The 22,636-nt window shown below is 64.9% G+C and carries 13 protein-coding genes; 9 read left to right on the top strand and 4 right to left on the bottom strand.

Translation table 11 applies throughout. The annotated features are described in order from the left end of the window. Positions 1–300 precede the first annotated feature (300 nt). The gene (locus tag EP7_RS08910; protein ID WP_463527503.1) at positions 301–3,816 is read left to right on the top strand and encodes a sigma-70 family RNA polymerase sigma factor; all 3,516 of its coding nucleotides are present in this window, start codon (positions 301–303) and stop codon (positions 3,814–3,816) included. A gap of 772 nt (positions 3,817–4,588) precedes the next feature. Here EP7_RS08910 and EP7_RS08905 read toward each other — a convergent pair. Beyond that, positions 4,589–5,980 carry a Gfo/Idh/MocA family protein gene (locus EP7_RS08905; protein WP_463527502.1) on the bottom strand — a complete coding sequence of 464 codons (1,392 nt, stop codon included), beginning with the start codon at positions 5,978–5,980 and terminating at the stop codon, positions 4,589–4,591. 214 nt (positions 5,981–6,194) lie between these two features. Here EP7_RS08905 and EP7_RS08900 point away from each other — a divergent pair, with 214 nt between their 5' ends. The 8 genes from EP7_RS08900 (at position 6,195) to EP7_RS08865 (ending at position 17,203) form a co-directional block, all read left to right on the top strand. Then, positions 6,195–8,564 carry a TolC family protein gene (locus EP7_RS08900; protein ID WP_463527501.1) on the top strand — a complete coding sequence of 790 codons (2,370 nt, stop codon included), beginning with the start codon at positions 6,195–6,197 and terminating at the stop codon, positions 8,562–8,564. Beyond that, on the top strand, positions 8,461–10,086 hold the full coding sequence (locus EP7_RS08895; protein ID WP_463527500.1) for an efflux RND transporter periplasmic adaptor subunit: 1,626 nt from the start codon (positions 8,461–8,463) through the stop codon (positions 10,084–10,086). Before EP7_RS08900 ends, EP7_RS08895 begins: the two co-directional genes overlap by 104 nt. A gap of 54 nt (positions 10,087–10,140) precedes the next feature. After that, positions 10,141–11,424: an ABC transporter permease gene (locus EP7_RS08890; RefSeq protein ID WP_463527499.1), complete on the top strand. Its 1,284-nt coding sequence runs from the start codon at positions 10,141–10,143 to the stop codon at positions 11,422–11,424. A gap of 111 nt (positions 11,425–11,535) precedes the next feature. Then, positions 11,536–12,297: a 3-keto-disaccharide hydrolase gene (locus EP7_RS08885; RefSeq protein ID WP_463527498.1), complete on the top strand. Its 762-nt coding sequence runs from the start codon at positions 11,536–11,538 to the stop codon at positions 12,295–12,297. A 261-nt stretch (positions 12,298–12,558) separates the two neighbouring features. Continuing rightward, positions 12,559–13,512: an HlyD family efflux transporter periplasmic adaptor subunit gene (locus EP7_RS08880; RefSeq protein ID WP_463527497.1), complete on the top strand. Its 954-nt coding sequence runs from the start codon at positions 12,559–12,561 to the stop codon at positions 13,510–13,512. 10 nt (positions 13,513–13,522) lie between these two features. Further along, positions 13,523–14,791, top strand: coding sequence for an FtsX-like permease family protein (locus EP7_RS08875; protein WP_463527496.1), 1,269 nt, complete (start codon positions 13,523–13,525; stop codon positions 14,789–14,791). A gap of 29 nt (positions 14,792–14,820) precedes the next feature. Further along, a complete protein-coding gene (devC, locus tag EP7_RS08870) occupies positions 14,821–16,038 on the top strand; it encodes an ABC transporter permease DevC (protein ID WP_463527495.1) in 1,218 nt (405 codons plus the stop codon). A gap of 25 nt (positions 16,039–16,063) precedes the next feature. Next, positions 16,064–17,203: an ABC transporter ATP-binding protein gene (locus EP7_RS08865; protein WP_463527494.1), complete on the top strand. Its 1,140-nt coding sequence runs from the start codon at positions 16,064–16,066 to the stop codon at positions 17,201–17,203. Positions 17,204–17,262: 59 nt separating this feature from the next. Here EP7_RS08865 and EP7_RS08860 read toward each other — a convergent pair whose 3' ends face one another. From EP7_RS08860 to EP7_RS08850, 3 genes are all read right to left on the bottom strand, one after another. Next, positions 17,263–17,712 carry a DUF6228 family protein gene (locus tag EP7_RS08860; protein WP_463527493.1) on the bottom strand — a complete coding sequence of 150 codons (450 nt, stop codon included), beginning with the start codon at positions 17,710–17,712 and terminating at the stop codon, positions 17,263–17,265. Positions 17,713–17,802: 90 nt separating this feature from the next. Further along, the gene (locus tag EP7_RS08855) at positions 17,803–19,170 is read right to left on the bottom strand and encodes a Gfo/Idh/MocA family protein (protein WP_463527492.1); all 1,368 of its coding nucleotides are present in this window, start codon (positions 19,168–19,170) and stop codon (positions 17,803–17,805) included. 156 nt (positions 19,171–19,326) lie between these two features. Then, complete coding sequence (locus tag EP7_RS08850) at positions 19,327–22,617, bottom strand: NACHT domain-containing protein (protein ID WP_463527491.1); 3,291 nt, start codon at positions 22,615–22,617, stop codon at positions 19,327–19,329. Positions 22,618–22,636: the final 19 nt, after the last annotated feature.

Raw genomic sequence — 22,636 nt, 5'->3', positions numbered from 1 at the left:
TGTGCAAGCGGGGATGATTATTCATGGGGGCGAACGGCGACAACGAACACGCGCATCCGATCGATCCGAGGTCCGCTGACGGTTCTCGGCCCCAACCTTAACTCAGGCGGCGCGCCCATCAAAGGGTCCATCGCCCCGCCCGTTTCGCCTTGATCCCGCCCCAATTCCTCGTCTCCGTCTTCCACAGGGTCGCCTGCCCGACCCGAAACCCAAAAAACTCCTGAAAAATCGGGACGCGCCCGCCTCCTTCCCGCCAGTATGGGGGTAAGTCACGCATCGTCAGGCACGGGGTCTGTTCGCATGGTCAGCAGTTCCGGCGGTCAGGCCTCTCGAGAGTTCCGCACCCTGTTCGCGGTGGGCGCGGTGGGCGGGCTCACCGATTCCCAGCTCATCGACCGCTTCGTGGCCCGCGACGGCATCGACCGCGAGGACGCGTTCGGGGCGCTTGTCCAGCGGCACGGGCCGATGGTCCTGGGGGTTTGCCGGCGGATGCTGCTGCATTCCACCGACGCCGACGACGCCTTCCAGGCCGTCTTCCTCATCCTCGCCCGCAAGGCCCCCTCACTCCGAAGTCCCGACGCCCTGAAGCCCTGGCTCTACGGCGTCGCCGTTCGCACCTCCCGCGAGGCCCGCCGCCACTCCTCCAGGCGTCGTGACATGGAAGGAGGAACCTTCGACGCAACAAACATTCCCAGCACCACCGCGACCGACCCCAACCACGCCGACCTCCTCGCCCTCCTCGACGAAGAACTCACCCGCCTCCCCGCCCGCTACCGAACCCCGCTCATGCTCTGCGACCTCGAAGGCACCTCCCGGCAGGACGCCGCACGCCAGCTCAACCTCCCCGAAGGGACACTCTCCAGCCGCCTTTCCCGGGGACGCACCTTGCTCCGAGACCGCCTCATCCGCCGAGGAATCACCACCCCCGCCGGCCTCCTCCCCCTGCCCGCTTCGCTGCCCGCTCTCGCCCCATCGCTGGCCGATTCCACCGTCCGTCTCGCGCTAACCTTCGCATCGGGAGGCGCCGTCACGGCGGCCATCGCCGCGCTCGCCCAGAGGATCTTGAAGACGATGATCGTGGCCAATTTCAAGCTCATGCTGGGAACCGCACTGGTGCTCGCCGCCGCGACTTGCCTGACGATCACCCTGGCCGCGCGACCCGCGCCGGGGCCGTCCAAACTGCCCACCGAGCCGCCGCCACTCGTCGTCAAGGCCGGGAAAATCGCCCCCCCGAAACCCGAGCCCGCCGAGCCCAGGCCTGCCGAAGTTACACCGGTCGAGCCGACGAACCGCGAGCCGATCGTGATCCGGGGGCACGTCGTCGACGAAGCGGGCAAACCGGCCGTCGGGGTCACCGTCAGGTCCGAGGCCTTCGATCACCTCGAAACCCTGACCGTCACGGCCGCCGACGGCTCGTTCTCGCTGCCCATCAGGCGCCGACAGGTGGACAATCTGACCTTGCTCGCCGTGTCGAGCGATGGCTGGATGGTGGGCCTATTCAACTACACGAACAGGCCGACTCTAGCGGCCATCGAGGCCCCCCCGCGCATCATCCTGAAGCCGGCCGTCAATGTGGCCGTTCGGGTGTTCGACAACTTCAAGGCCCCCATCGCCGGCGCCACGGTCCAGGCGTACGGTAATGGCATCGTCTCCGATGGGACGACCGGCCCCACGAGCATTCTTTCTCCCTACGGACCTGGCATTATCTCCGATGGGACAACCGGCCCCAACGGCACCGTGATGCTCCACATCCCGGCCGATTCCTCGGTTCATGTCATTTACGCACTCAAAGCCGGCCAAGGGTTCGACTTCACCACCTCGAGATCCATGCTTGGCCTCGGGCTGGCCACGGTCCTGCTCGGAACCAAGGCCGCGGATTTCCCTTCCACCACCGACTTGACCCTCGACTCGCCTCGCACCCTGAAGATCAAGGCGGTCGACCGCGACAACAAGCCCCTGGCAGGAGTCAGGCTTGCCCCGAATGAAATCCGGAAGAAAGGGAAATCCCCCGAGATCAGGATTTCGAGTCGCAGCCTCGGCGCGACGACGGGCCCCGACGGAATCGCCACCTTCGACTGGTTACCACAAACAGATCACTACATTGTGATTTATCCGCGTCAGGAGGGCTACAGCCGGCGTCAGATCATCGTGAAACCTGGCGATTCCGGTCCGATTGTCGCCGCCCTCGCACGGAACGAGACCATCCGCGGCCGAGTCACTCGCCCCGACGGTACGCCCGCGAAGGGCATCCTGATCGTCGCAGCCGGCTCCGGCTGGGGGAACACCGAAGGCCGGGATCAGGTCCGCACGGGCACCGATGGGACGTATGAACTTCAACTCAACCCGGGCGAGGCCTACCACGTCGGCGTGGACGACCCCGAATTCTCGGCCTCAACTCGCATGGATGTCGTCCTTCGCGTGGGGGTGCCGGTCGCTCCGGTAGACTTCAAGCTCTCCTCGGGAACCATCGTCCGAGGCCGACTCACCATCGATCCCGATGGACGCCCCGTCACGGATGGATCGGTCGTGTTGCAAGAGTGGAATGATCTGCCCGCCGGGGGATTGCAGAACCGAGGAAGCACGAACAACTTCCGTGTTTCGCGAACCTACGGTGCGAATACTGATACCCAGGGCCGCTACTCGATCAGGGTCGGACCAGGGAAGTATGTCTTCGGGTTCGCACCGCCCGCCGGACAGAGCAATTCCACCGGCACCGGGTCGAACTCCAACTTGCTCTCCATCAAGGACGAGCCGGAGATCGTCCGCGACTTCCGCCTACCACGACCCGGGTCAGGTAGCCTTGCGGGCAAGGTCGTCGCGGGCCCGGAAGGTCGTGGGGTTGCTGGGGCCGTTGTTGAAATCCTCGATGCCAGCGAGCGAGGGGGGGACCGTGCGAAGGTTGTGGCCGATGCCGAAGGACGGTTCGTCGCGTACCGTCGGCTGAACAGGACATTCCTCCACGCCAGAAGTCCCGACGGGGCGCTCGCCGCGATCGTCGAGTTCGATATCGAGGGGCCCGACTTCAGCGTCCGCCTCGCCCCGACCGCCCAGGCGACCGGCCTTCTCCTCGACGAGCAGGGCAAGCCAGCCTCGAATCAGCAACTCACCTGGGGGCGGAGGATCGCCCTGGATGACGCGTACGACTTCTCGACCCTCGCCTTCGTGCCGAAGGTCGAGACCGATGCCGACGGCCGATTCACCCTGCCTAACCTCGTCGTCGGCCAGGAGTACGAGGTTCTTATGACCAGGGACGGCGCCACCTGGCTGGCCTCGATCTACCGGCCCGAATCACCGGGTCCGCACGACCTGGGAGCCATCCGCGCCGGTTCGGTTCGGAGGCAGGCCCCCCCAAACACGGGCGTGCGATCCGCCTTCGACAAGGACATCCCGCCCGCCGATGCCCAGCCCATCCCTTTCTCGGCCTCTACCCTCGATGACAAGTATTTCTCGCTCAACGAGGTCAGGGGCAAAAACGTCCTGCTTGCCTTCTGGGCGACCTGGTCCAACCGCAGTCTCGTCGACCTGCCCCGGCTCAAAGCCCTCCACGACGCCCACGCCAAGGATCCGCGATTCGCGATCATCGGAGTCAACGTCGGCAGTTCGCTCGAGGATCTCAACGCCTTCCTGCAGACCCACACGCTTCCCTGGACTCAGGTGAACATCGGCGGCAGCCTGCACGGCCAAGCCACCTCCTTCGGGATCCGCGCCCTTCCGGCCTACATTCTCATCGGCCCCGACGGTCATATCATCGCCCGAGGTAGCAGGGCCGACGACCTCAAGGACGAAGTCGCCAAGGCCCTGGCAAAGTCGCCTTGAGCCGGTCTGAGTTGGGAACGTTACGAACGTCTACGTCCCGTCCGAGACTCCCGAACTCGGAGACGTTCCTTCGTCCTGCATTCGTGGGATGGCGTTTGCGGGAAGATTCCGCTTAATGTCGCTTGATGCTTAAAAAGAACGTCGAAATGAATTTTGAAAGAATTCCAAAATAGGCAGAACGAGACCTCGTCTTCGAACGACTCTCTTCAATGAGGGGGCAGCGATTCGTCATCGGCGCAGATTCCTCGGATCGGCTCGCCTCCCTCGCCTTCTTTGGAAATCCGGATTTGGAGCGACACCCTTCCGCCGTCGCGGTTGTCCCCTTGATTCATGCCGTCGTGTTTCGGAACGACGGAGGAGCGGACGGACACTCCCGTGCTCGGATTGTCCGACCCCGCCCGAGTCGGACGATCCTATTCTTTTGTTCACTGCGAGACGTGCCGGGGTCGGGTTGAAATGGGAAAAACGAACCCAACGCGCGTTGAAAAAACGAACCCAACACAGACCATCGCAGATTAGAAATCGGGAAAACGAACCCAACGCTGGCCCGGTTTCAGCAGGGGGGCCGACGTCAACGTTTGAATTCGGGAAAACGAACCCAATGCCGAACTCGTTGGCCTATTAGGAAGTTAAGTCATGAGCTGTGTAGGCAGGAGCGTCGCCGCCCGCCCCGCGTGGACTGGATATCGTTTTTTACGAAACGAACCCGAGCGGTGTCGGGCGGCGACATGGGCCGCCGCCCGACGGGGGTTGGTCAGGTCAAGAAGCGAGGTCAGGCGCGGGTGACTTCCCAGCCTCGGCGGTACTCGGTCTTGATGAGGTCGTTGGCCTCGGCGACGTTGGTAACCTTGAGGTTGGGGCCGTCCCAGTCCAGCGCCTTGCCGGTGCGGATGGCGACGTTGCCCAGCAGGAAGGCCTCGGTCAGCAGGCTGGAAATGTCGAAGTTGGCGTAGGCCAGCTCGGGCTTGCCGGCCTTGATGGCCTCGACCCACTCGTTCTTCTGGCCCTGGTCGCCCTTGCCGTTCTTGGGGATCGACTCGGGGTCGGTGAAGTTCATGTCCTTGCCCAGGTCGCCCGGGGTGACGTTGAACTTCTCGCCGTAGTCGTCCATCGAGTACAGGATGCCCTTGTCGCCGACCAGGAAGCAGCCGCTGCCGGGCAGCTTGCCGTCGGGCTTGAGGAACTTGGAGGTCAGCTCCTCGGAGGGGAGGACGAGCTTGCCGTCCTTCTTGCCCTCGTACCAGTGGAGGTTGACGGCGGAGAGGTCGCCGCGGGCGGGGAACTCGAGCTTGACCTTGGCCCAGGCCGGGTAGGTCTCGGGGTTGACATCGCCGCTCTCGGCCGAGATGCGGGTCGGGTGCTCAAGCTTGAGGGCGCGGAAGGGCATGTTGGCGGTGTGGCAGGCCATGTCGCCGATGGCGCCGGTGCCGTAATCGAGCCAGCCTCGCCAGTTGAACGGATGGTAGATGCCTTTGACATAAGGACGGCTCGGGGCCCCGCCGAGGAACTCGTCCCAGTGGATCGACTCGGGCCAGACGTCGGCGTGATCGGGCCGCTTGATGATCATGGGGGCCTGCGGCCAGATGGGCCGGTTGGTCCAGACGTGGACCTCGCTGACCTGGCCGATGATGCCGGCCTGGATCAGCTCGACGCCCCGTCTCAGGCCGTTGGAGGCCGAGCCCTGGTTGCCCATCTGGGTGACCACCCCGTGCTTGCGGGCGGCCTCCTTCAGAACGCGGGCCTCGAAGACGGTGTGGGCCAGGGGCTTCTGGCAGTAGACGTGCTTGCCCATCCGGATCGCCGTGACGGCGGCCAGGGCGTGGGTGTGGTCGGGCGTGCTGACGGTCACCGCGTCGATGTGCTTGCCCATCTCGTCGAGCAGCTTGCGGTAGTCGTAGAACTTCTTGGCAGAGGTCCACTTCTTCAGCTTCGGATCGAGCATGGCGTCGTCGATGTCGCAGAGCGCGACGACCTCGCCAAGCTTGCCGGCCTGGTCGATGTCGCTCGACCCCTTGCCGCCTACGCCGATGCCGGCGATTTGCAGCGTCTCGTTCGGCTTGCGGGCCGCCCGCGCGGCCGACGAGGCGTTGGCGGTGAAGAAGTAGCCGAGGCCGGCCGCCGTGCCCGTGCCCAGGAAGTTACGCCGGTTCAGTTCGAGACCCATGGACAGCCCCCCTTACGTTGTCGACAACCGTCTCCCGTCAGAGACCTTGGAGCATAGTGAGCCCCCCGCCCCGGGGCAATTGCCGACCCGCCCGCCGCTCGATTTGAGCCATGCAGGGGTGCGCTTGACACGCCTTGGACAATCGTAGAAGATCGGCGATGTCGAGTTCGGTGGATCTGACCCCAACTCGCATCTCAAGGAGGAGATGAGGCTCATGCGGGGAATGGATCCGTCGTTGCGGGGCCGCGTCGCGGTCTTGCCGGGCCTGGCCTTCATCGCCCTGCTCTGCGTTCTGTCCGCCGGATGTACCAGGCGCGGGTACCACGCCATGGCCGACGCCCAGGTCTACGACATCGAGAAGGAGCGGCAGTTCGACAAGCGCTGGCAGCTGCCGGCGCGGCCGGTCGAGGCCGACCCTCGTTCCAGGATGAGGGACGTCAACGACCCCGACGCCACGCCCATCCCGCTCGACGACAAGGGGGCACGCCCCTACCAGGTGTCGGGCGCCTTCCCGTTCGAGTACCACGGCTGGAAGAAGCGCGGGACGACCCAGGTCGAAGACCTGACCTGGCGCGACCTGATCCCCCGCGAGCCCGACGGCAGCGTCAAGCTCTCGCGCGAGTCGGTGATGGAGCTGGCCCTGATCCACAGCCGCGACTACCAGTTCCAGTTCGAAGACCTGTACCTCGCCTCGCTCGCGCTGACCCTCGCCCGGTTCCAGTTCTCGGTCCAGGGTTTCAGCCGCAACACCCTGTTTTTCCAGCATTTCGGCACGAATGAGACGGACAGCAACCAGATCCAGCCGGGCACCGACACCGGCTTCACCAAGAACTTCGCCTCGGGCGCCCAGCTGCTCGTCGACTTCGCCAACAACATGGTCTTCGAGTACAACGGCAAAGGCTTCAACACCTCATTGTCCTCACTGCATGTCGCGCTGACCCAGCCCTTGTTGCGCAACGCCTTCGCCCGGATCGCCACGCAGGCGCTGTCGATCCAGGAGCGCGGAGTGCTCTACACCCTGCGGGACTTCTCCCACTTCCGCCGCGTCTTCTACGTCAACACGGTGGCCAGCAACGGCTATCTCGGCCTGCTCCAGCAGCTCCAGGCGCTGCGGAACCAGGAGAGCAACATCCAGGCCCTCGACCGGAACGTGAAGGAGGCGAGGGCCCTGGTGGAGGCCGAGCAGTCGTCGATCCTCCAGCGCGACCTGATCGACCAGCAGTATCAGCAGGCCCGATTCGTCCTGGTGCAGAACGAGGCGTCGCTTCAGACCTCGCTCGACGCCTACAAGATTCAGCTCGGCCTGCCGTCTGACCTCCCAGTGAAGCTCGACGACTCGCCCCTGAAGTTGTTCGAGCTTTCCGACCCGAAGCTCGACGACCTGAGGTCTCGCAGCGATGCCCTGGTGCTCTCGCTCGTGCAGGACGACTCGCCGCTGTCGGAGCCGCTGCCCGACATCGCCGCGAAGCTCCGGGAGCTCTATGTCGAGCTGGGCCAGATCCTGGACGGGGCCATCACGGAGTCGGCCAGGCTCGTCGAGAAGGGCCAGCGTAGTAAGACGACCGTCGAGGTCGACGGGCCCGAAGATCGCGAGCGGCTGTCGGCCCTCTCAGAGAACCTGGCCGAGGAACTGTCCGTCTCCAAGGAACGGCTCGCCGACAACCTCAAGGCGCTGGACGACCTCAGCAGCACGCTCGGCGTGGTCGATCGCAAGGACTCGAAGAAGTCCCTTCAGCGACTGGCCGGCGATGAATATCGCGCCCGATTCGCCGAGGTCTTCGTCACCCAGAGCCAGGTTCGGGTCTTCCTGATCGACCTGAACCCCGTCGCCCTCGGGCTCGACGAGGCCATCGAGTACGCACTCGGCAATCGCCAGGATTTGATGAACGCCCTGGCCCAGGTGACCGACACCTGGCGGAACGAGGAGTTCGCCGCCAACCAACTCCTGGCCGGCCTCGATGTGGTCTACGACGGCGTGCTCGGCACCGACCCCAAGCATGACGGCATCTTCCGCTTCGACTCGTCCAACAGCACCCATCGGATCGGCCTGAGGTTCGACGCACCAATCAACCGTCGTGCCGAGCGTAACGCCTATCGGGCCTCTCAGATTACCTACCAACGTGCCCGCCGTAATTACATGCTCGTGCATGATCAGGTCATCTTCGACATCAGGCTCGACATGCGTAACCTCGGCCTGGCAGAACGTCAGTTCGAGATTGCCCGCGAGAGCCTCATCATCGCCGCGAGGCAGGTTGACGAGGCCGAGTACAACGTCAGGAATCCCGGGCAAGAGACCCAGAGCCTGGCGCTTAATCTCTTACAGTCACTGAACGGCCTCCTGAATTCCCGAAACAACCTGATCGCGAGCTGGGTCAGCTATGAGACCGCCAGGATGAGCCTCTATCGCGACCTTGACGTCATGCAGATCGACCCCCGTGGAGTTTGGACCAATGAATTCAGCGGAACCGCCGGATTCCCCCGTGGCACTCGAGGAGCTGAAGGTTCTGGCCCCGCCGTCGACCCCGTCCGCGGTACCTACGGCGAGCCCGAAGCCCCGCCGTCTGTACCGGCGAATCCTGGGTAGCGGCAAGGTCCTGGCGCTGCTGCTCGGCGTCGCGGGGGTCGCCTCGGCCGCCTACCTGGGCCGCGACCGGATCCTGGGCAGCGGCAAGGTGGTCGATCGCCCGCTCACCGCCGTCGTCCGCCGCGCCACCCTGCGCGTTGCGGTCAACGAGCGGGGGAACCTCGAGAGCACCGTCACCGTCGACGGCACCTGCGAGCTCAACGGCTACCAGAACAAGATCATCGAACTGGTCGCCGAGGGCTCGCGCGTCGAGAAGGGGCAGGTCGTCTGCCGGTTCGACTCCTCGGAGATCGACAAGAGCATCGCCCAGCAGCAGATCAAGTCGAAGCAGGCCAAGTCCAAGATCGAGACGAGCAAGCAAGAGCTTGAGATCGCCAGGAACGACGCCGAGAGCGAGGAGGTGAAGGCCAAAGGCGACCTGAAGGTCGCCGAGCTGACCCGCATCCTGTTCGAGGAGGGGACCAACCCCGCCGACCTCGACGAGGCCCAGTCCAAGATCAAGCTCGCCACCAAGGACGTGGAGAAGACGAGCGACGAGCTGGACAAGATGCAGGGGCTCGTCAAGAAGGGCTTCAAGAGCCCCCAGCAGCTCCGCCCCCTTGAGAACTCCCTCGAACAATACAAGTTCATGAAGTCGTCCGAGGAGAGGCGCTACACGGTCAAGAAGACCTACGAAAAAGAGAAGAACATGGTCGAGAACGCCTCCAAGGTGCAGATGGCGCAGAAGGCCGTCGACAAGGCCGCCGCCCAGGGCAAGGCCAAGGTGGCCAAGGCCGACAGCGAGGTGGTCTCCGCCGTCGGCACCCACGAGATCGAGGAGCAGCAGCTCCAGGAGTTCCTCAAGCAGAAGGCCAAGACCGAGATCAAGGCCGGCCAGACCGGCATCCTCGCCTACGCCAACGAGGCCTATTACGACTCCAGCCGCCAGATCCGCGAGGGGGCCACCGTCTACTCGAGGCAGAAGATCTTCAGCATCCCCGACCTCACCCGGATGCAGGTGAAGGTGAATATTCACGAGTCGATGATCAAGAAGATCAAGGCCGACCAGAAGGCCACGATCCGGGTCGACGCCTTCCCCAACCTGGAACTCATCGGCATCGTCAAGACCGTCTCCAACCTGGCCGACTCCAACCGCGGCTGGATGAACGGCGGCGTGAAGGAATACAGCACCGTCGTCGACGTCCAGAACACCCCGCCCGACTCCAGCCTGAAGCCCGGCATGTCGGCCGAGGTCGTCATCCTGGTCCAGGAGATGCGCGACGTGTTGCAGGTCCCCATCCAGGCCATCGCCGAGCGCAAAGGGGCCTTCTACGCCTTCGTCGAGAAGGACGGCGCCTTCTTGCCCAAGCCGGTCAAGGTGGGCGAGACCGACGAGAAATTCGTCGAGATTCTCAGCGGACTCGACGTCGGCGAGGTCGTCACGCTCGACGCCCGCACCCGCTCGGCGGTCTACTTCAAGGAAGATGACCGGACGCCCCTGGACAAGCCCGAGCCGGCCAAGCCCGCGACCAAAGGCCCCTGAACCGCGTCAACGACGACGCCGCCGCAGACTCCGCAACGGGGACCGAGGCCCGCCATGAATCGCACGCTCAATGCCATCAAGCTGGCCTTGCGCAACCTGATGCTCTACAAGCTCAGGTCGCTGCTGACCGTGCTCGGCCTGATCTTCGGCGTCTCGTCGGTGGTCGCGATGCTCGCCATCGCCGAGGGGGCCAGCCTCGAGGCGCAGCGGCAAATCGCCGACCTGGGGGCGACGAACCTCATCATCCGCTCGCGCAAGCCCGACGACGAGAACGCGTCGGCCAAGCGGCAGAGCAACGAGAGTCTGGTCTTCGCCTATGGGCTGACCCAGAAGGACTACGACCGGATCATCGCCACCATCCCGACCGTCCTGACGGCCGCCCCGCTGCGGGAGTTCCGCCGCAATGCCCGCTACCTGGACAAGGACATGGACATCCGGCTCGTCGGAGTGAACCCCGACTTCATGCGGATGTCGAACCACTCCGTCGCGCAAGGGCGGTTCTTCGAAGACCTGGACATGGCCCGATATGCCAACGTGGCCGTGCTGGGGGCTGAGGTCGCCGAGAAGCTCTTCCCGTTCGGCAGCCCGGTGGGCAAGTCGATCCGGATCGACGACGGCCAGTACTTCAAGGTCATCGGCGTGGCGGCGCCCAAGGCATCCTCGGCGGGCAGCGGCAGCAGCCTGGCGGCGCAGGACTTCAATCAGGACGTGTACATACCCCTGCCCACCGACCTGGCCCGCTTCGGCGAGATCCTCTCCAACACCAAGCAGGGGACGCTCACGTTCGAGAAGATCGCCATGAGCCAGATCACCGTGACCGTGGATGCGATGGAGAACGTCAAGCGCACCGACGAGGCGATCAAGAGCCTCCTCAAGCAGTTCCACACCCGGACCGACTACGCCGTGACCGTCCCGCTGGAACTGCTGGAGAAGGCCGAGGCCACCAAGCGCATCTTCAACATGGTGCTCGGGTCGATCGCCAGCATCTCGCTGCTGGTCGGCGGGATCGGCATCATGAACATCATGCTGGCGACGGTGACGGAGCGCACCCGCGAGATCGGCATCCGCCGGGCGCTGGGGGCCAAGCGGAAGGACATCATCCTCCAGTTCCTCATCGAGACGGCCGTGCTCTCGGGCACGGGGGGCCTGATCGGCGTGGTGCTCGGCCTGATCGCGCCGCCGGTGGTCTCGCAGTTCTCGGGGCTTCCGGTGGTGATCCAGCCGTACTCGCCGATCATCGCCTTCTTCATCGCGCTCATCATCGGCGTGGCCTTCGGCGTCTACCCGGCGCGGCGGGCCGCGATGATGGACCCGGTCGATGCGCTGCGCAGCGAATGACGCGGGGCGTTTGCGTCGGCCGGTCGTGCGCCTTACCATGGGGCCGCGCCGGTCGCCGACTCTCTCGGCGGCCCTGCCCCCTTGGCCCCATTCGAGTAGCGAGCGACGCCGATGCGAGCCTCCACCGTGCTGAGATGGACATTGCTGGTTGGCGTCGCGGGTCTCATCCCGCTGGCCCTCACCGCCCGGTCGGCCGACGAGCCCAAGGCCGCGGCCAAGGGAAATGAGGGCCCGCACGCGATCCTCGACGGTCAGGGGCCGGGCTGGAAGGCTCTGACCGAGGCCGACTTCGCCCGGGTCAACGACGAGCCGGGGACCTGGACCTTCAAGGATGGCGTGATCCACAGCACCGGCCTGCCCGTCGGCGTGATCCGCACGGCCAAGCCCTACGGCAACTTCGAACTGGTGGCCGAGTGGCGGCACCTCAAGCCGGGCGGCAACTCGGGCGTCTTCGTCTGGGCCCCTGAGGAGGCCCTCAAGGGCATCAAGCCGGGCACCCTGCCCCGCGGCGGCATCGAGGTCCAGATTCTCGACCACGGATACGCCGATCAGTACCTGAAGAGCACCGGCAAGGTGGGCGACTGGTTCAGCACGAACGGGGATGTGTTCCCGGTCGGCACCTCGAAGATGACCCCCTTCCCCCCGACCTCGCCCGACGGCTCGCGCAGCTTCCCCACCCAGAAGCTGAGCCGCGGCACGCCCGAGTGGAACCACTACTACGTGCGCGGGATCAACGGCGAGATCCGCCTCTGGGTCAACGGCCGCGAGGTCTCGGGTGGTACTGGCTGCACGCCGAGCAAGGGTTATCTTTGCCTGGAAGCCGAGGGCTCGCCCGTCGAGTTCCGCGGCCTCAAGGTGCGAGAGCTTCCCTGATCTCCGGCACGCCGCATGCATTGCGGTGTGATCCTGGAAACGTCCCGCTGAGGGAGGGGGAGTCCCTCCCTCCCATCGGATCGACCGTCGGGGCACCGCGCGCCCCGGCCCACGGAGGCTGTCTCTGTGCGAGAGGATGTCCGTCGCCCGATCCGAGCCGCGACCATTCCCATCCTCGCAGCGGCGATCCTGTCGCTGTCAGGTCGTCCCGTCGCGGGGCAAACCCCAACCGCCGCGGCACCTCGAGACGAGTCGCACGCCTTGGCGCGGCTTGAGCCCGAGACGGGCCTGATCCTCGTCGGCTCGCGACCCGGCCAGCGCGTGCTGGCGATCCTCGTCAAGCAGGGCGAACGCGTTGAGGCCGGAGCCCCGCTGGCCCACCTCGAAGGCTTCGACGCCGCGACGGCCCAGCTCGCGCTCGCCGAGACCCAGCAACGCCAGGCCATCGACGCGCTCAACCTGAAGCGGGAGAGCCTGAAACTCGAGCGCGAGGCGTTCGACAAGACGAAGCAAGCCAAGGTGGATGGCCTGAAACAGCTTGCGGAAGGCCAGAATCTGCTCCTGAACAACCTTCGCAAGGCACGGGTCGGCGCAGAGGTCGCGACCAAACCGGCCGAGGGTGAGCCCGTGCCCAACAAGTCGCAACTGGATGCCGACCTGTCGAAGGTCGCGGCCGAGGTCTATCGCGCCCAGTCCGAGAAGGGGGCGTTCGACTCCGAGCTGGAATTTCTCGACCGCAAGCGTGCCCTCGAAGATAGGGCCCTGGCCGAGGATTCTCCCGCGAACCAGGCGATCAAGGCGCAGGTTGACCTCGCCCGCGCGAACCTGGAGCAGTGCATCGTCAAGGCCCCCGGGGCCGGTCGTGTGCTCGACCTGCTGGTGCATGCCGGCGAGGTCGGATCTGGGCCGCTACTCCTTTTCGGCGACACCACCGCGATGGTCGCCAGCGCCGAGGTCGACCAAGCCGACCTCCCCTCGATCCGCGTGGGCGACGCAGCGACGGTGAACGTGCTCGGCAAGGTGCTGCCCGGCAAGGTGAGCCAGGTGGGCCTGGTCGTCGGCCGGAACAGGCTGGTGAGCGTGGATCCCAGGGCGCAGCAAGACCTGCGGATCGTGCCGGTCGTCATCAAGCTGGACGACGCCAAGGCGGCGGCCGACCTGGTGGGCATGCAGGTCGAGACGATCATCAACCCGCGTCCGGCGCGGTCGCATTGAGGCGGTGCCGATGACCCGCGCCGACCCTCGACCGAGCCTCTGGACACGCCGGCCATCGCTCGCCCTCCGCAATATCTTGCACGGGGGCAAGCGGTCGATCGTCGCGATCGTCGGCACGTCGTTGGCCACCGTCTTGGTGCTGCTCCAGCTCGGATTCCTGGAGGCGGTCCGGTTCACCGCGGCGGTGAACTATGACCAGCTCAACTTCGATCTGGCCCTGGTCTCGTCCGACTTCGAGCAGTTCTACGACCCCGGCCAGTTCCCCCGCGAACGCCTGCGGTTGGCCGCCGGCGCCGATCAGGTCGAGTGGGCCCGCCCCCTGTACGCCCGGATGAACTTCTGGCGATGCCCCCCCTACCCGCTCGACAATCTCGACGACCACGCCGGCGAGGACCTCTCGGCGATCGAACGCTGGTGGCTGGGCCGGAAGCGCCCGCGCCCGCTTCAGCGTCGAGAGTTGCTCGTGTTGGGGGCAGAACTCGACGCCCACCCGTTTCGCAACCCGATCCGGGCGCAGATCGAGGCGGCCGAGGGGCTGCTACGGCTGGACAACAGGCTGCTCCTCAACGAGCGGTCGAACCCCGACTTCGGCTGGGACCAGCGCGACGAGTTTGACGGCTGGGAAGTGGGCCAACGTCGGGCGATCCTTGCCGGCGGATTCACGCTGACTCGGAGTTTCGGCGCCGATGCGGCGGTGCTCTGCTCGGCGGTGAATTTCGCCCGCAACTTCGGCCTCTCCTCACCCGAGGTGGCCGTCAGTTTCGGACTCGTCAAGCTGGCCGGGGGGGCCGATTCCGCCCGAGTCGCGTCGCGGCTCAACGCCCGCCTGCCCGCCGACGTCCGGGCCCTGACGCGCGCCGAGCTTTATGAACAGGAGGAAGACTTCTGGGTCAACCAGACGGCCACGGGGCGCATCTTCGGCTTCGGCGTGCTAATCGCGTTGCTTGTGGCCGCGGCGGTGATCTATCAGGTGCTCTCGGCCGATATCCGCGACCACCTCTCCGAGTACGCCACCCTCAAGGCACTCGGATATGCCAATTCGTATCTCGTGCGTGTGGTGCTGATCCAGGCGATCATCTACGGGGTCCTCGCCTACCTCCCCGCGGTCGCTGCGAGCTACGCCCTGTACCGGGCCACCGAGGCGCTCGCGGGGATCCCGATGGTGATGACGGCGTCGAACCTGGCCCTGGTCTTCGCGCTCACCCTGGGCATCGGCTTCGTCTCGGGCCTGCTGACCATGAACCGGCTGCGGGGCGCCGACCCGGCTGACCTGTACTGAACGGCTTCACGAGGAGATTCCGCCAGACGATGTCCATCGCCTCGACGCATCCACAACCGAACGGACGACCCCGCTCTGCAAGCCGCCTCATCGTCCCGCTGGCCTGGCGGAACTTGACCGAGGGGAAGATGCGCCTGCTGGCCTCGGTGGGCGGGGCGACGTTCGCGGTGATCTTGATGCTCGTGCAGAACGGGTTTCGCAACGCGTTGCTGGACAACATGGTCGCCGTGGCGTCGCACCTCGATGGCCAGCTGATGGTGACGAACCGGAACCGCTACGTGCTGCCCGAGCCACTGAGCTTCCCCAGGCAGAGGCTCGACCTCGTTGAATCGGTGCCCGGAGTGGCCTCGGCTCGCCCCTTCTTCTTCAGCGACGACCACGAGACCCGCTGGCGTAACCCGGCGAGCGGCCTGACCCGCCGGATCAGGGTGCTGGCGTTCGACCCCCGAGACGACCTCTTCGACCTGGAAGGCGTGCGAGGCAAGGTCGACCAGCTCAGGCAAACCGGCGTGGTACTGGCCGACGTCAGGTCCAAGTCAGAGATCTACGGCAAGTTCGCCGAGGGGGTCGAATCGGAGGTCTCGGGCCGCAAATTCCGCGTCGGCGGGACCTTCGACCTCGGAACCGACTTCAAGAGCAACGGCACACTGGTGATGAGCGCCCGCAACTTCCTGGACACCTACCCAGCCCGCCGAGGTGCGTCTCCCGCCGGCGATCGTGTCGACGTCGGCGTGATCAGGCTCGACTCCGGCGCCAACGCCGAATTGGTCCGCCGTGCGGTGGCCGAACGCCTTCCCGCCGACGTGATCGTGCTGACCCGCGCCGCCCTGATGCATAAGGAGCAGGCGTTCTGGGAGAAGGTGACGCCGGTCGGCATCGTCTTCGATATCGGCGTGGTGATGGGCTTCGTCGTCGGCCTGGCGATCTGCTACCAGGTGCTCTCCTCGGACATCGATGACCACCTGCCCGAGTTCGCCACCCTGAAGGCGATGGGATATAGCAACCGTCAGTTGATGCGGACGATCCTGGCCGAGGCGTGGTATCTGGCCCTGATGGGCTACGCGACGGCCCTGGCGACCGCGGCCGTCCTGTTCGTCTGGCTGGAGCGCCAGACCGGTCTGAATATGCGACTGAAGCCCTTCGACTCGGCCCTGATCTTCGGCCTGACCGTGGCCATGTGCCTGGTCTCGGGCGGGCTCGCCGGCCGCCGTCTGACCTCCGTCGACCCGGCCGATCTGTACGCCTGAGCCCTTGAATTATCGAGGAATGCCCATGTCCGCGGTCGAAGCATTCAAGTCGGCGACCAACTACCGGCCCATCGACCTGGGCGAGGTCGAGCCGGCGGTGCGGGCCGACAAGGTCTCGTACTGGTTCGGCCAGGGCGAGAACAAGACGCGGGCGCTGATCGACGTGGCGCTCGAGGTCGAACCCGGCGAGATCGTGATCCTCACCGGTCCTTCCGGGTCGGGAAAGACCACGCTCCTGACACTGATCGGCGCGCTCAGGAGCGTCGAGCAAGGGTCGTTACGCGTGCTGGGCCGCGAGATGGCCGGCCTCTCCTCGTCGGAGAGCGTGTCCCTGCGGCGTGACATCGGCTTCATCTTCCAGAAGCACAATCTGTTCAGCTCGCTGACCGCCTTCGAGAACGTTCGGATGGCCACGGCCCTCAAGCCGAGCTCGGTCGGCACGATGAACGACCGGGCCGTCGAGATCCTGGGGCGCCTGGGCCTTGGCGAACGCATCGGCCACCGGCCGTCGCAGCTCTCGGGCGGGCAGAGCCAGCGCGTGGCGATCGCGCGGGCGCTGGTCAACGAGCCTCGATTGATCCTGGCAGACGAGCCGACCGCCTCTCTCGACGCGCGCAGCGGCCAGGAGGTCCTCGGCCTGCTCCAGGAGCTTGCCTCGGGCCCAACGCGCACGACGGTCCTGATCGTCACCCATGACCAGCGCGTGCTCGAACGCGCCGATCGGATCGTCAACCTGGTGGGCGGCCGGATCGTCTCCAACGTCAAGCCCGAGCTCTCGATTCGCGTCGTGAGGACGCTGGCCACGCTGCCGCAGCTCGAAGGCCTGAACACCGCAACCCTGGCCCGACTGGCCGACCACATGCTCGTGGAATACGCCTCGGCCGGCGACGTCGTCGTCCAGCGTGGAGATCCAGGCGACCGGATTTATGTCATCGGCCAGGGCATCGCCGAGGCTCAAGATGAAGACGGCTCGACACGCGAGCTGAATGTCGGCCAGGCCTTCGGGACCATCTCCGAGCTTTCGAAGCGAACCGTCCCCGAGACCGTCATCGCCCGCACCCGGCTCGAACTCTTCGTGATGGGGACCGCCGCGCTCCAGCGTGTGCTGGCGACCGACAAGGACCTGAATCAGCGGGTCCGTCAGTATTATATGTCTCGCCAGTAGTAAGGCCGAGTATTAAGTCTCAATAGGATTCAAATTCTTGGATGAATTGGACGTGGTGATCATTCGCAACCGAAGAATGACTCAGCTCGCCGCGCGATCAATTCGAGTTGCCCAGCTTCGACCATGACCGTGGCCTCGATTGACCAATCATTGTCCATCCACCCGGATCGCATGTTTACACGGATGGAGACGTGACCTGTTCGATCCTGCCTACAATGCAGACCGAAGGCGCCCTCCAAAGGTTCCCAGTCGAGTTCTCCCGTCCATCCCTTCCAACGCTCTGCCATCTGGCGGAACAAGACGGCAGGAGAAAATGTCTCGTACAGGGAATAGACTTCTCCGCTGTCATCACAGACTTTCAGTGCGGACAAAATTATGGATGCGGACAAATTCCTGTCGGTAACTCTTACTCGGAATCCCTCGATCGAAAGGGCCGCATCTAGAGGCATCCTGTCGAGAAATTCGAGTGTCCCTTTCCCCGATACACTCTGAATGAGCAAGGATTCCACAATCTACCACTCCATTGACTGAGGGGCGAAACGACGCGGGGGAAGGCCGAAGCCCTCCCCCGCGAATCGCCTGAAGCCTGTGGTTTCGGCTCAGAACTCGCGGTCGACCACGATGCCGGGCTGGGGCACGGGGTACTTACCGTCGCTGGCAAGCTGGAGCGGCGCGGGGCCGTCCATGGTGAGCTTGTCGACGTCGGGGGCGAACTCGTGGGTGCTGTTGAGGATGTCGTCCCAGGTGACGGTTCGGCCGGTGTGGCAGGCCATGCGGCCCATCGAGGTGACGAGGCTGGCCTCGACGCCGCGCTTGACCTCGTTGTGCGGCTTGTCGTTGCGGATCGAGTCGATGAAGTCGACCCATTCCAGCTTGTAGGGGCTCTCTTCCGGCTGGGGGGCCGACCAGACGAGGTTCTTCCGGTTCATCACGTGGCCCTTGTAGATCCGGCTCTTGGCCGGAGCGTGGCCCGAGGATGAGATGACGGCCGAGCCCTTGGTGCCGTGGGCGAAGCTGGCGAACTCGCCGTCGCAGCCTTCCATCGTGCGGCCTTCGAGCATCAGCTTGGTGCCGTCCTCGAAGGTGTACTCGGTGGTGTAGACGTCGAAGTTCTGGTCGATGTTGTCGCCGCGGTAGTGCCGGCCGCCGTAGCCCTTGGCCTCGACGGGCCAGGCGTCCTTCATCCAGCAGGTTTCGTCGATGTTGTGGATGAGGAAGTCGCTGAAGGCTCCGCCGCTGGCCCAGAGGAACGAATGGAACCGGCGGATCTGGTACATCAGCTCGGAGATGTCATCCGGCTTGGGCGGCGAGAAGGCCATGCCGGTGGCGCCGGCCACGCGGTAGGCACGCAGCAGGGTAATGTCGCCGATCTCGCCGGCCTTGATCCGGTCGTGCAGCTCCTGGCGGGCGTCGCAGTGGCGACACATCAGGCCGACGGCGACCTTGAGGTTCTTCTTGACCGACTGCTCGCCCAGCTCGAACATCTTGCGGGAGGTGGGGCCGTCGACGGTGACGGGCTTCTCCATGAAGACGTTCAGGCCCTTCTCGATGGCGTACTGGAACATGGGCCAGCGGAAGGCGGGCGGGGTGGCCAGCACGACGACGTCGCCCGGCTTCAGGACGTCCATGGCCTTCTTGTAGCCGTCGAAGCCGATGAACCGGCGCTCGGGCGGCACGTCGACCTGGGCGGCATTTTCCTTGCTCAGGTTCTCGTAGCTCTTGTCGAGCTTGTCCTGGAAGACGTCGGCCATGGCGACGAGCTTCAGGGGGCCGTTCTTGGGCGACAGGGCGTCGCCGATGGCACCGGTGCCACGCCCGCCGGCGCCGACCAGGGCCAGTTGGATCGTGTTGTCCTCGGCCGCATGCACCATCGGCACGGCCATCCCGGCCAGTGCGGTGGTGGCGGCAACCTTGCCGGTGTCGGCCAAAAAGGTGCGCCGCGTCGTCGTCGGTCTGGGCTCGGTCATCGGGCAGATCCTCGCACGTTTTCGGAGAGCTCGGGCGGGTGGGGGTGGCCTGGGCAGGTGGGGGGCTCCGCACGGCCGGGTCGCGGAGTCATCGTGTAGTCTATCAGACGCGTCGGCACCAGAAATAGGGCTATCCAGTTTCTGGCGACTTCCCAATCAGCTGGCTACCTTGATCCCCGCCTCGAACTCGCGGACCGATTTGATGAACCGGTTCTGCGGGCGGCAGAGGAAGCTAATCAGGCGGACCAGCAGCAGACCACCGAAGCACATGAGGATCGGGATTAACCAGGTTACTCGATCTCCCGAGCAACCATTCCAGGTCAGTGCTCGCCAAATCAATAGTACAAATGCAATAATAGTGGAAACCCCGCCGACTAAGAAGATATTGCGACTAATGTCCCACCGCTCGAACTGGAAGAGTTCTACGACCAAGCCGATCACGACGATCCAGCCGACGAGGTGTGACACGACCACGAACAGCATGCTGGGGATCAGCCAGTACCAGCACTGACAATAGACCCAGACTCCCGGAACTCGCCAGCCTCGATCGTAGTCATGGGCCCATCGCGGATCGAAGTTCGTCTCGATCTGATCTAGTCGCGAGACGAGGGCGAGGGCGCCGCCCAGCCTCTCGATTGACGCTCGGTCCTCGGATGTGAGCCGAATCCGTGGATCGAGCGTATCGGCAATCTTTTTCAGTTTCTCGAAGTGTAATGATTCTTGTTCAGGTACGTTGTCTACGTATGCTACATATCTTGGGGTATGTGGCATAGTTATTAAAGATTGCTTCTCCGGGTGCTTCGCGCGGACTTGCTCGATGAGCTTTTGCGTTGTGACATTAAAGGCTTCGAAACTGCGAGTAACCTCCGCTGGGATCTTGCTGAAGCCCCGATCCCAGGTGAACTGGAAGGCCTGGCCGGTGATCGAGCCCCGCACTGCGTTGAACAAGAACGAGAAGTCGAAGAGGAAGGCGACGGCCGTGATCGCGACCATGCATGCGGTCGCCAATCGCGTGACCCGGGCGTCGCGTCGCGAGTCGGTGTCGGCTCGTCGCCATTTGTGCGTTTCCCTGGAGTCGAGGGTCCCCGTCAAGGCGCGTCGGGATTGGGTCAATGCATCGAAGATTAGACCGTCGTCTTTATTGGCGGCCTCAACCAAACGGTAAACAATCTTGCCCGGGAGGAGCCGCTCCAAGGGCCAAATGACTTGAGACGCGGCTTCGGGGACCTCGCGGAAGATCTCGTCGTCGCAGAGTGCCCTCACCTCCGCGGGGATCTCCTTGACGGCCCGGGCCAGCGCAGCGGCGGCCTCGTGCCGGACTTCCGGATCCTGCTTTTCGAGGAAGCCGACGAGGCGTCGGAGCGCGAGCGGGCCGTCGGGGGACTTGAACCGCTCGGCCAACCCCCGGATGAGGGCCGCTCTCCAGTCGGCCGCGATGTTGGCGCGTAGGTCGTAGAGGATCCCTAGCAGGGGATCGGGAGACGCCCGGATGACCCGGTCAAGCTCGGCGCCGCCAACCCGTCCACCGGCGAGGTGCTCGATGTAGAGCCGCAACTGCTCGCGCGCGGGGGCAAACGCCTCGTGCCCTCTTGCAGCCATCGCGGCCAGCGCTTGCAATTCCTCCGTCTCGCGGGACGGGCCCGGCTCCTTGAGGGCCGCGTCGACGATCCCTTTCGCGGTCTCCTCGACGCGTCTCTTGACAGCCTCGTTTATGGCCTCGGCGCTCGCCAGGAGCCGGGCCCGCTTGAGGTAGCGATCCGGATCATAATATCCCTTGGTCAGAGAAAGCACTGCTTCGGGTGATGTGACCAAGGCGGCGTAGAATACCAGGAGGTTGAACTCGGACGTCCGGAAGCGATCTCGCATTGCCTCGGCCCCGATCGTCGGATCCGACGCCGCCTGCTCGGCGGCGAGGAACTCCAGGAGCGTTCGGTGGGATGGCCGGTAGGCGTCCGGGCGTCCGTCTCCACGCGACTTGGTGCCGCGGATCGCGATCAGGACCCCGTCCCTCCCCTGCAATTCGTCGAGGAGGGCTTCACCAGCCGGCGTCAGTCGGGGCTCGATATCCACTCGAGCCGGCTCGTCTGTCTTCTCCTCGCCGGTCGGCTCGTCTGTCTTCTCCTCGACGGCCAACTCGTCTGTCTTCTCCTCGCCGGTCGGCTCGTCTGTCTTCTCCTCGACGGCCAACTCGTCTGTCTTCTCCTCGCCGGCAGGCTCGGTCAACCCGTAGAAGGACTTGCCCATGTTCGGGCCTTCGGGGCCCTTCATGACCTCAAAGATTGCCAACGCGAGGTCGCGGGGCTCGATCCGCTCGGGGTCGTCCGTGGAATCCCAGAAGCGTCGGGATGCGAGACGACGCAGGATGAGCCTCTTACCGCTGGGTGGATACAGAGGCGGCTGTCCGCGGTTCTCGCGTCGCTCCAGCAATAGTTCCTTGAAGACCCGATCGTAGAGGTCTGCGCGGGTGGGCGGGATCTCGAACGACGTCCCTTCGGCGGTTCCTTCCAGGTAGAGGTGGGCCACAAGCGTCAGGACCAGCGGGTTGCTGCAAAAGGCGCGGATATCTGGCGAAGCCATCAGCTTGGCCTTCAGGTCGCTGGCGAGTCGGCCCACCAGGCGCGGCCAGCGGTCGAGGAACTCGTAGATTTGCGTCAGCGACAACGGCTCGACAGCCAGCCGCAGGGGCAGGGCCTCCGACAAGCTTGTGGGAAGGCGTGAGGTGCGGGACGTCAAGGCGACGGCGTTGCCATCGTTGACGCTGCACCATAGGCAGAAGTCGCGGATCTCGCGGACCGCCCTGTCGTAATCGACGCACTCGTCGACGCCGTCGAGCGCCACCACGAGTTCGCCCTTGTTTCGGGCCTCTCGGACGAGCTCCTGAGCGGCCTCCACGCCTCCGAGGCCCGACTTGACGAATTGACGGAGCCCCTCTGCGATCGCCCCGAAGATCGCGCCCTCCGTTGGCCCCTTCCCGGATTCCGGAACGCCGGAGAACAGCGATCCGAGCCGGACAAAGGCCGGTAGCAGGCTGGGCCGTCTCCCGCGGCTCGATTCCGCGATCCAGCGGGCAAGAAATTCCTTGAGAACGGTCGACTTTCCGTCGCCGGCCTCCCCCGTGATGAGCACCCGGACTCTGGGGCGGTTTACCAGTGTGTTCAATTGGACGGTTCGCGAGGCTGCCTGCTGGTTCCGCTCGTCACGGACCTCGATCAGTTGCTGGTCGATGTACAGTTGTGAGCGACGCGGAGGAGTCGCGACCATCCGCAGAAGTGGCTGCTCGACCAGATCCAACTCGGTCTGAAGTCCGAGCCGGTATTTCTCCAGGGCGTTAAGGAGGCCCACGTAGCGGCGCAGTTTCTCGAATGCCGCGCCGAGTAATTCCTTGAGTCCTTTGCTGAACTCAAGGCAGTCCTTGATGCCCCAGCGTCGAGGCGTTTCGGTCGACATCAATCGCTCCTAGACTCGG

This window comes from Isosphaeraceae bacterium EP7 (assembly GCA_038400315.1).
In the GTDB taxonomy this organism is placed as follows: domain Bacteria; phylum Planctomycetota; class Planctomycetia; order Isosphaerales; family Isosphaeraceae; genus EP7.
The sequence above is the reverse complement of the archived record's forward strand: the minus strand, read 5'-3'. Positions and strand labels throughout refer to the sequence as shown.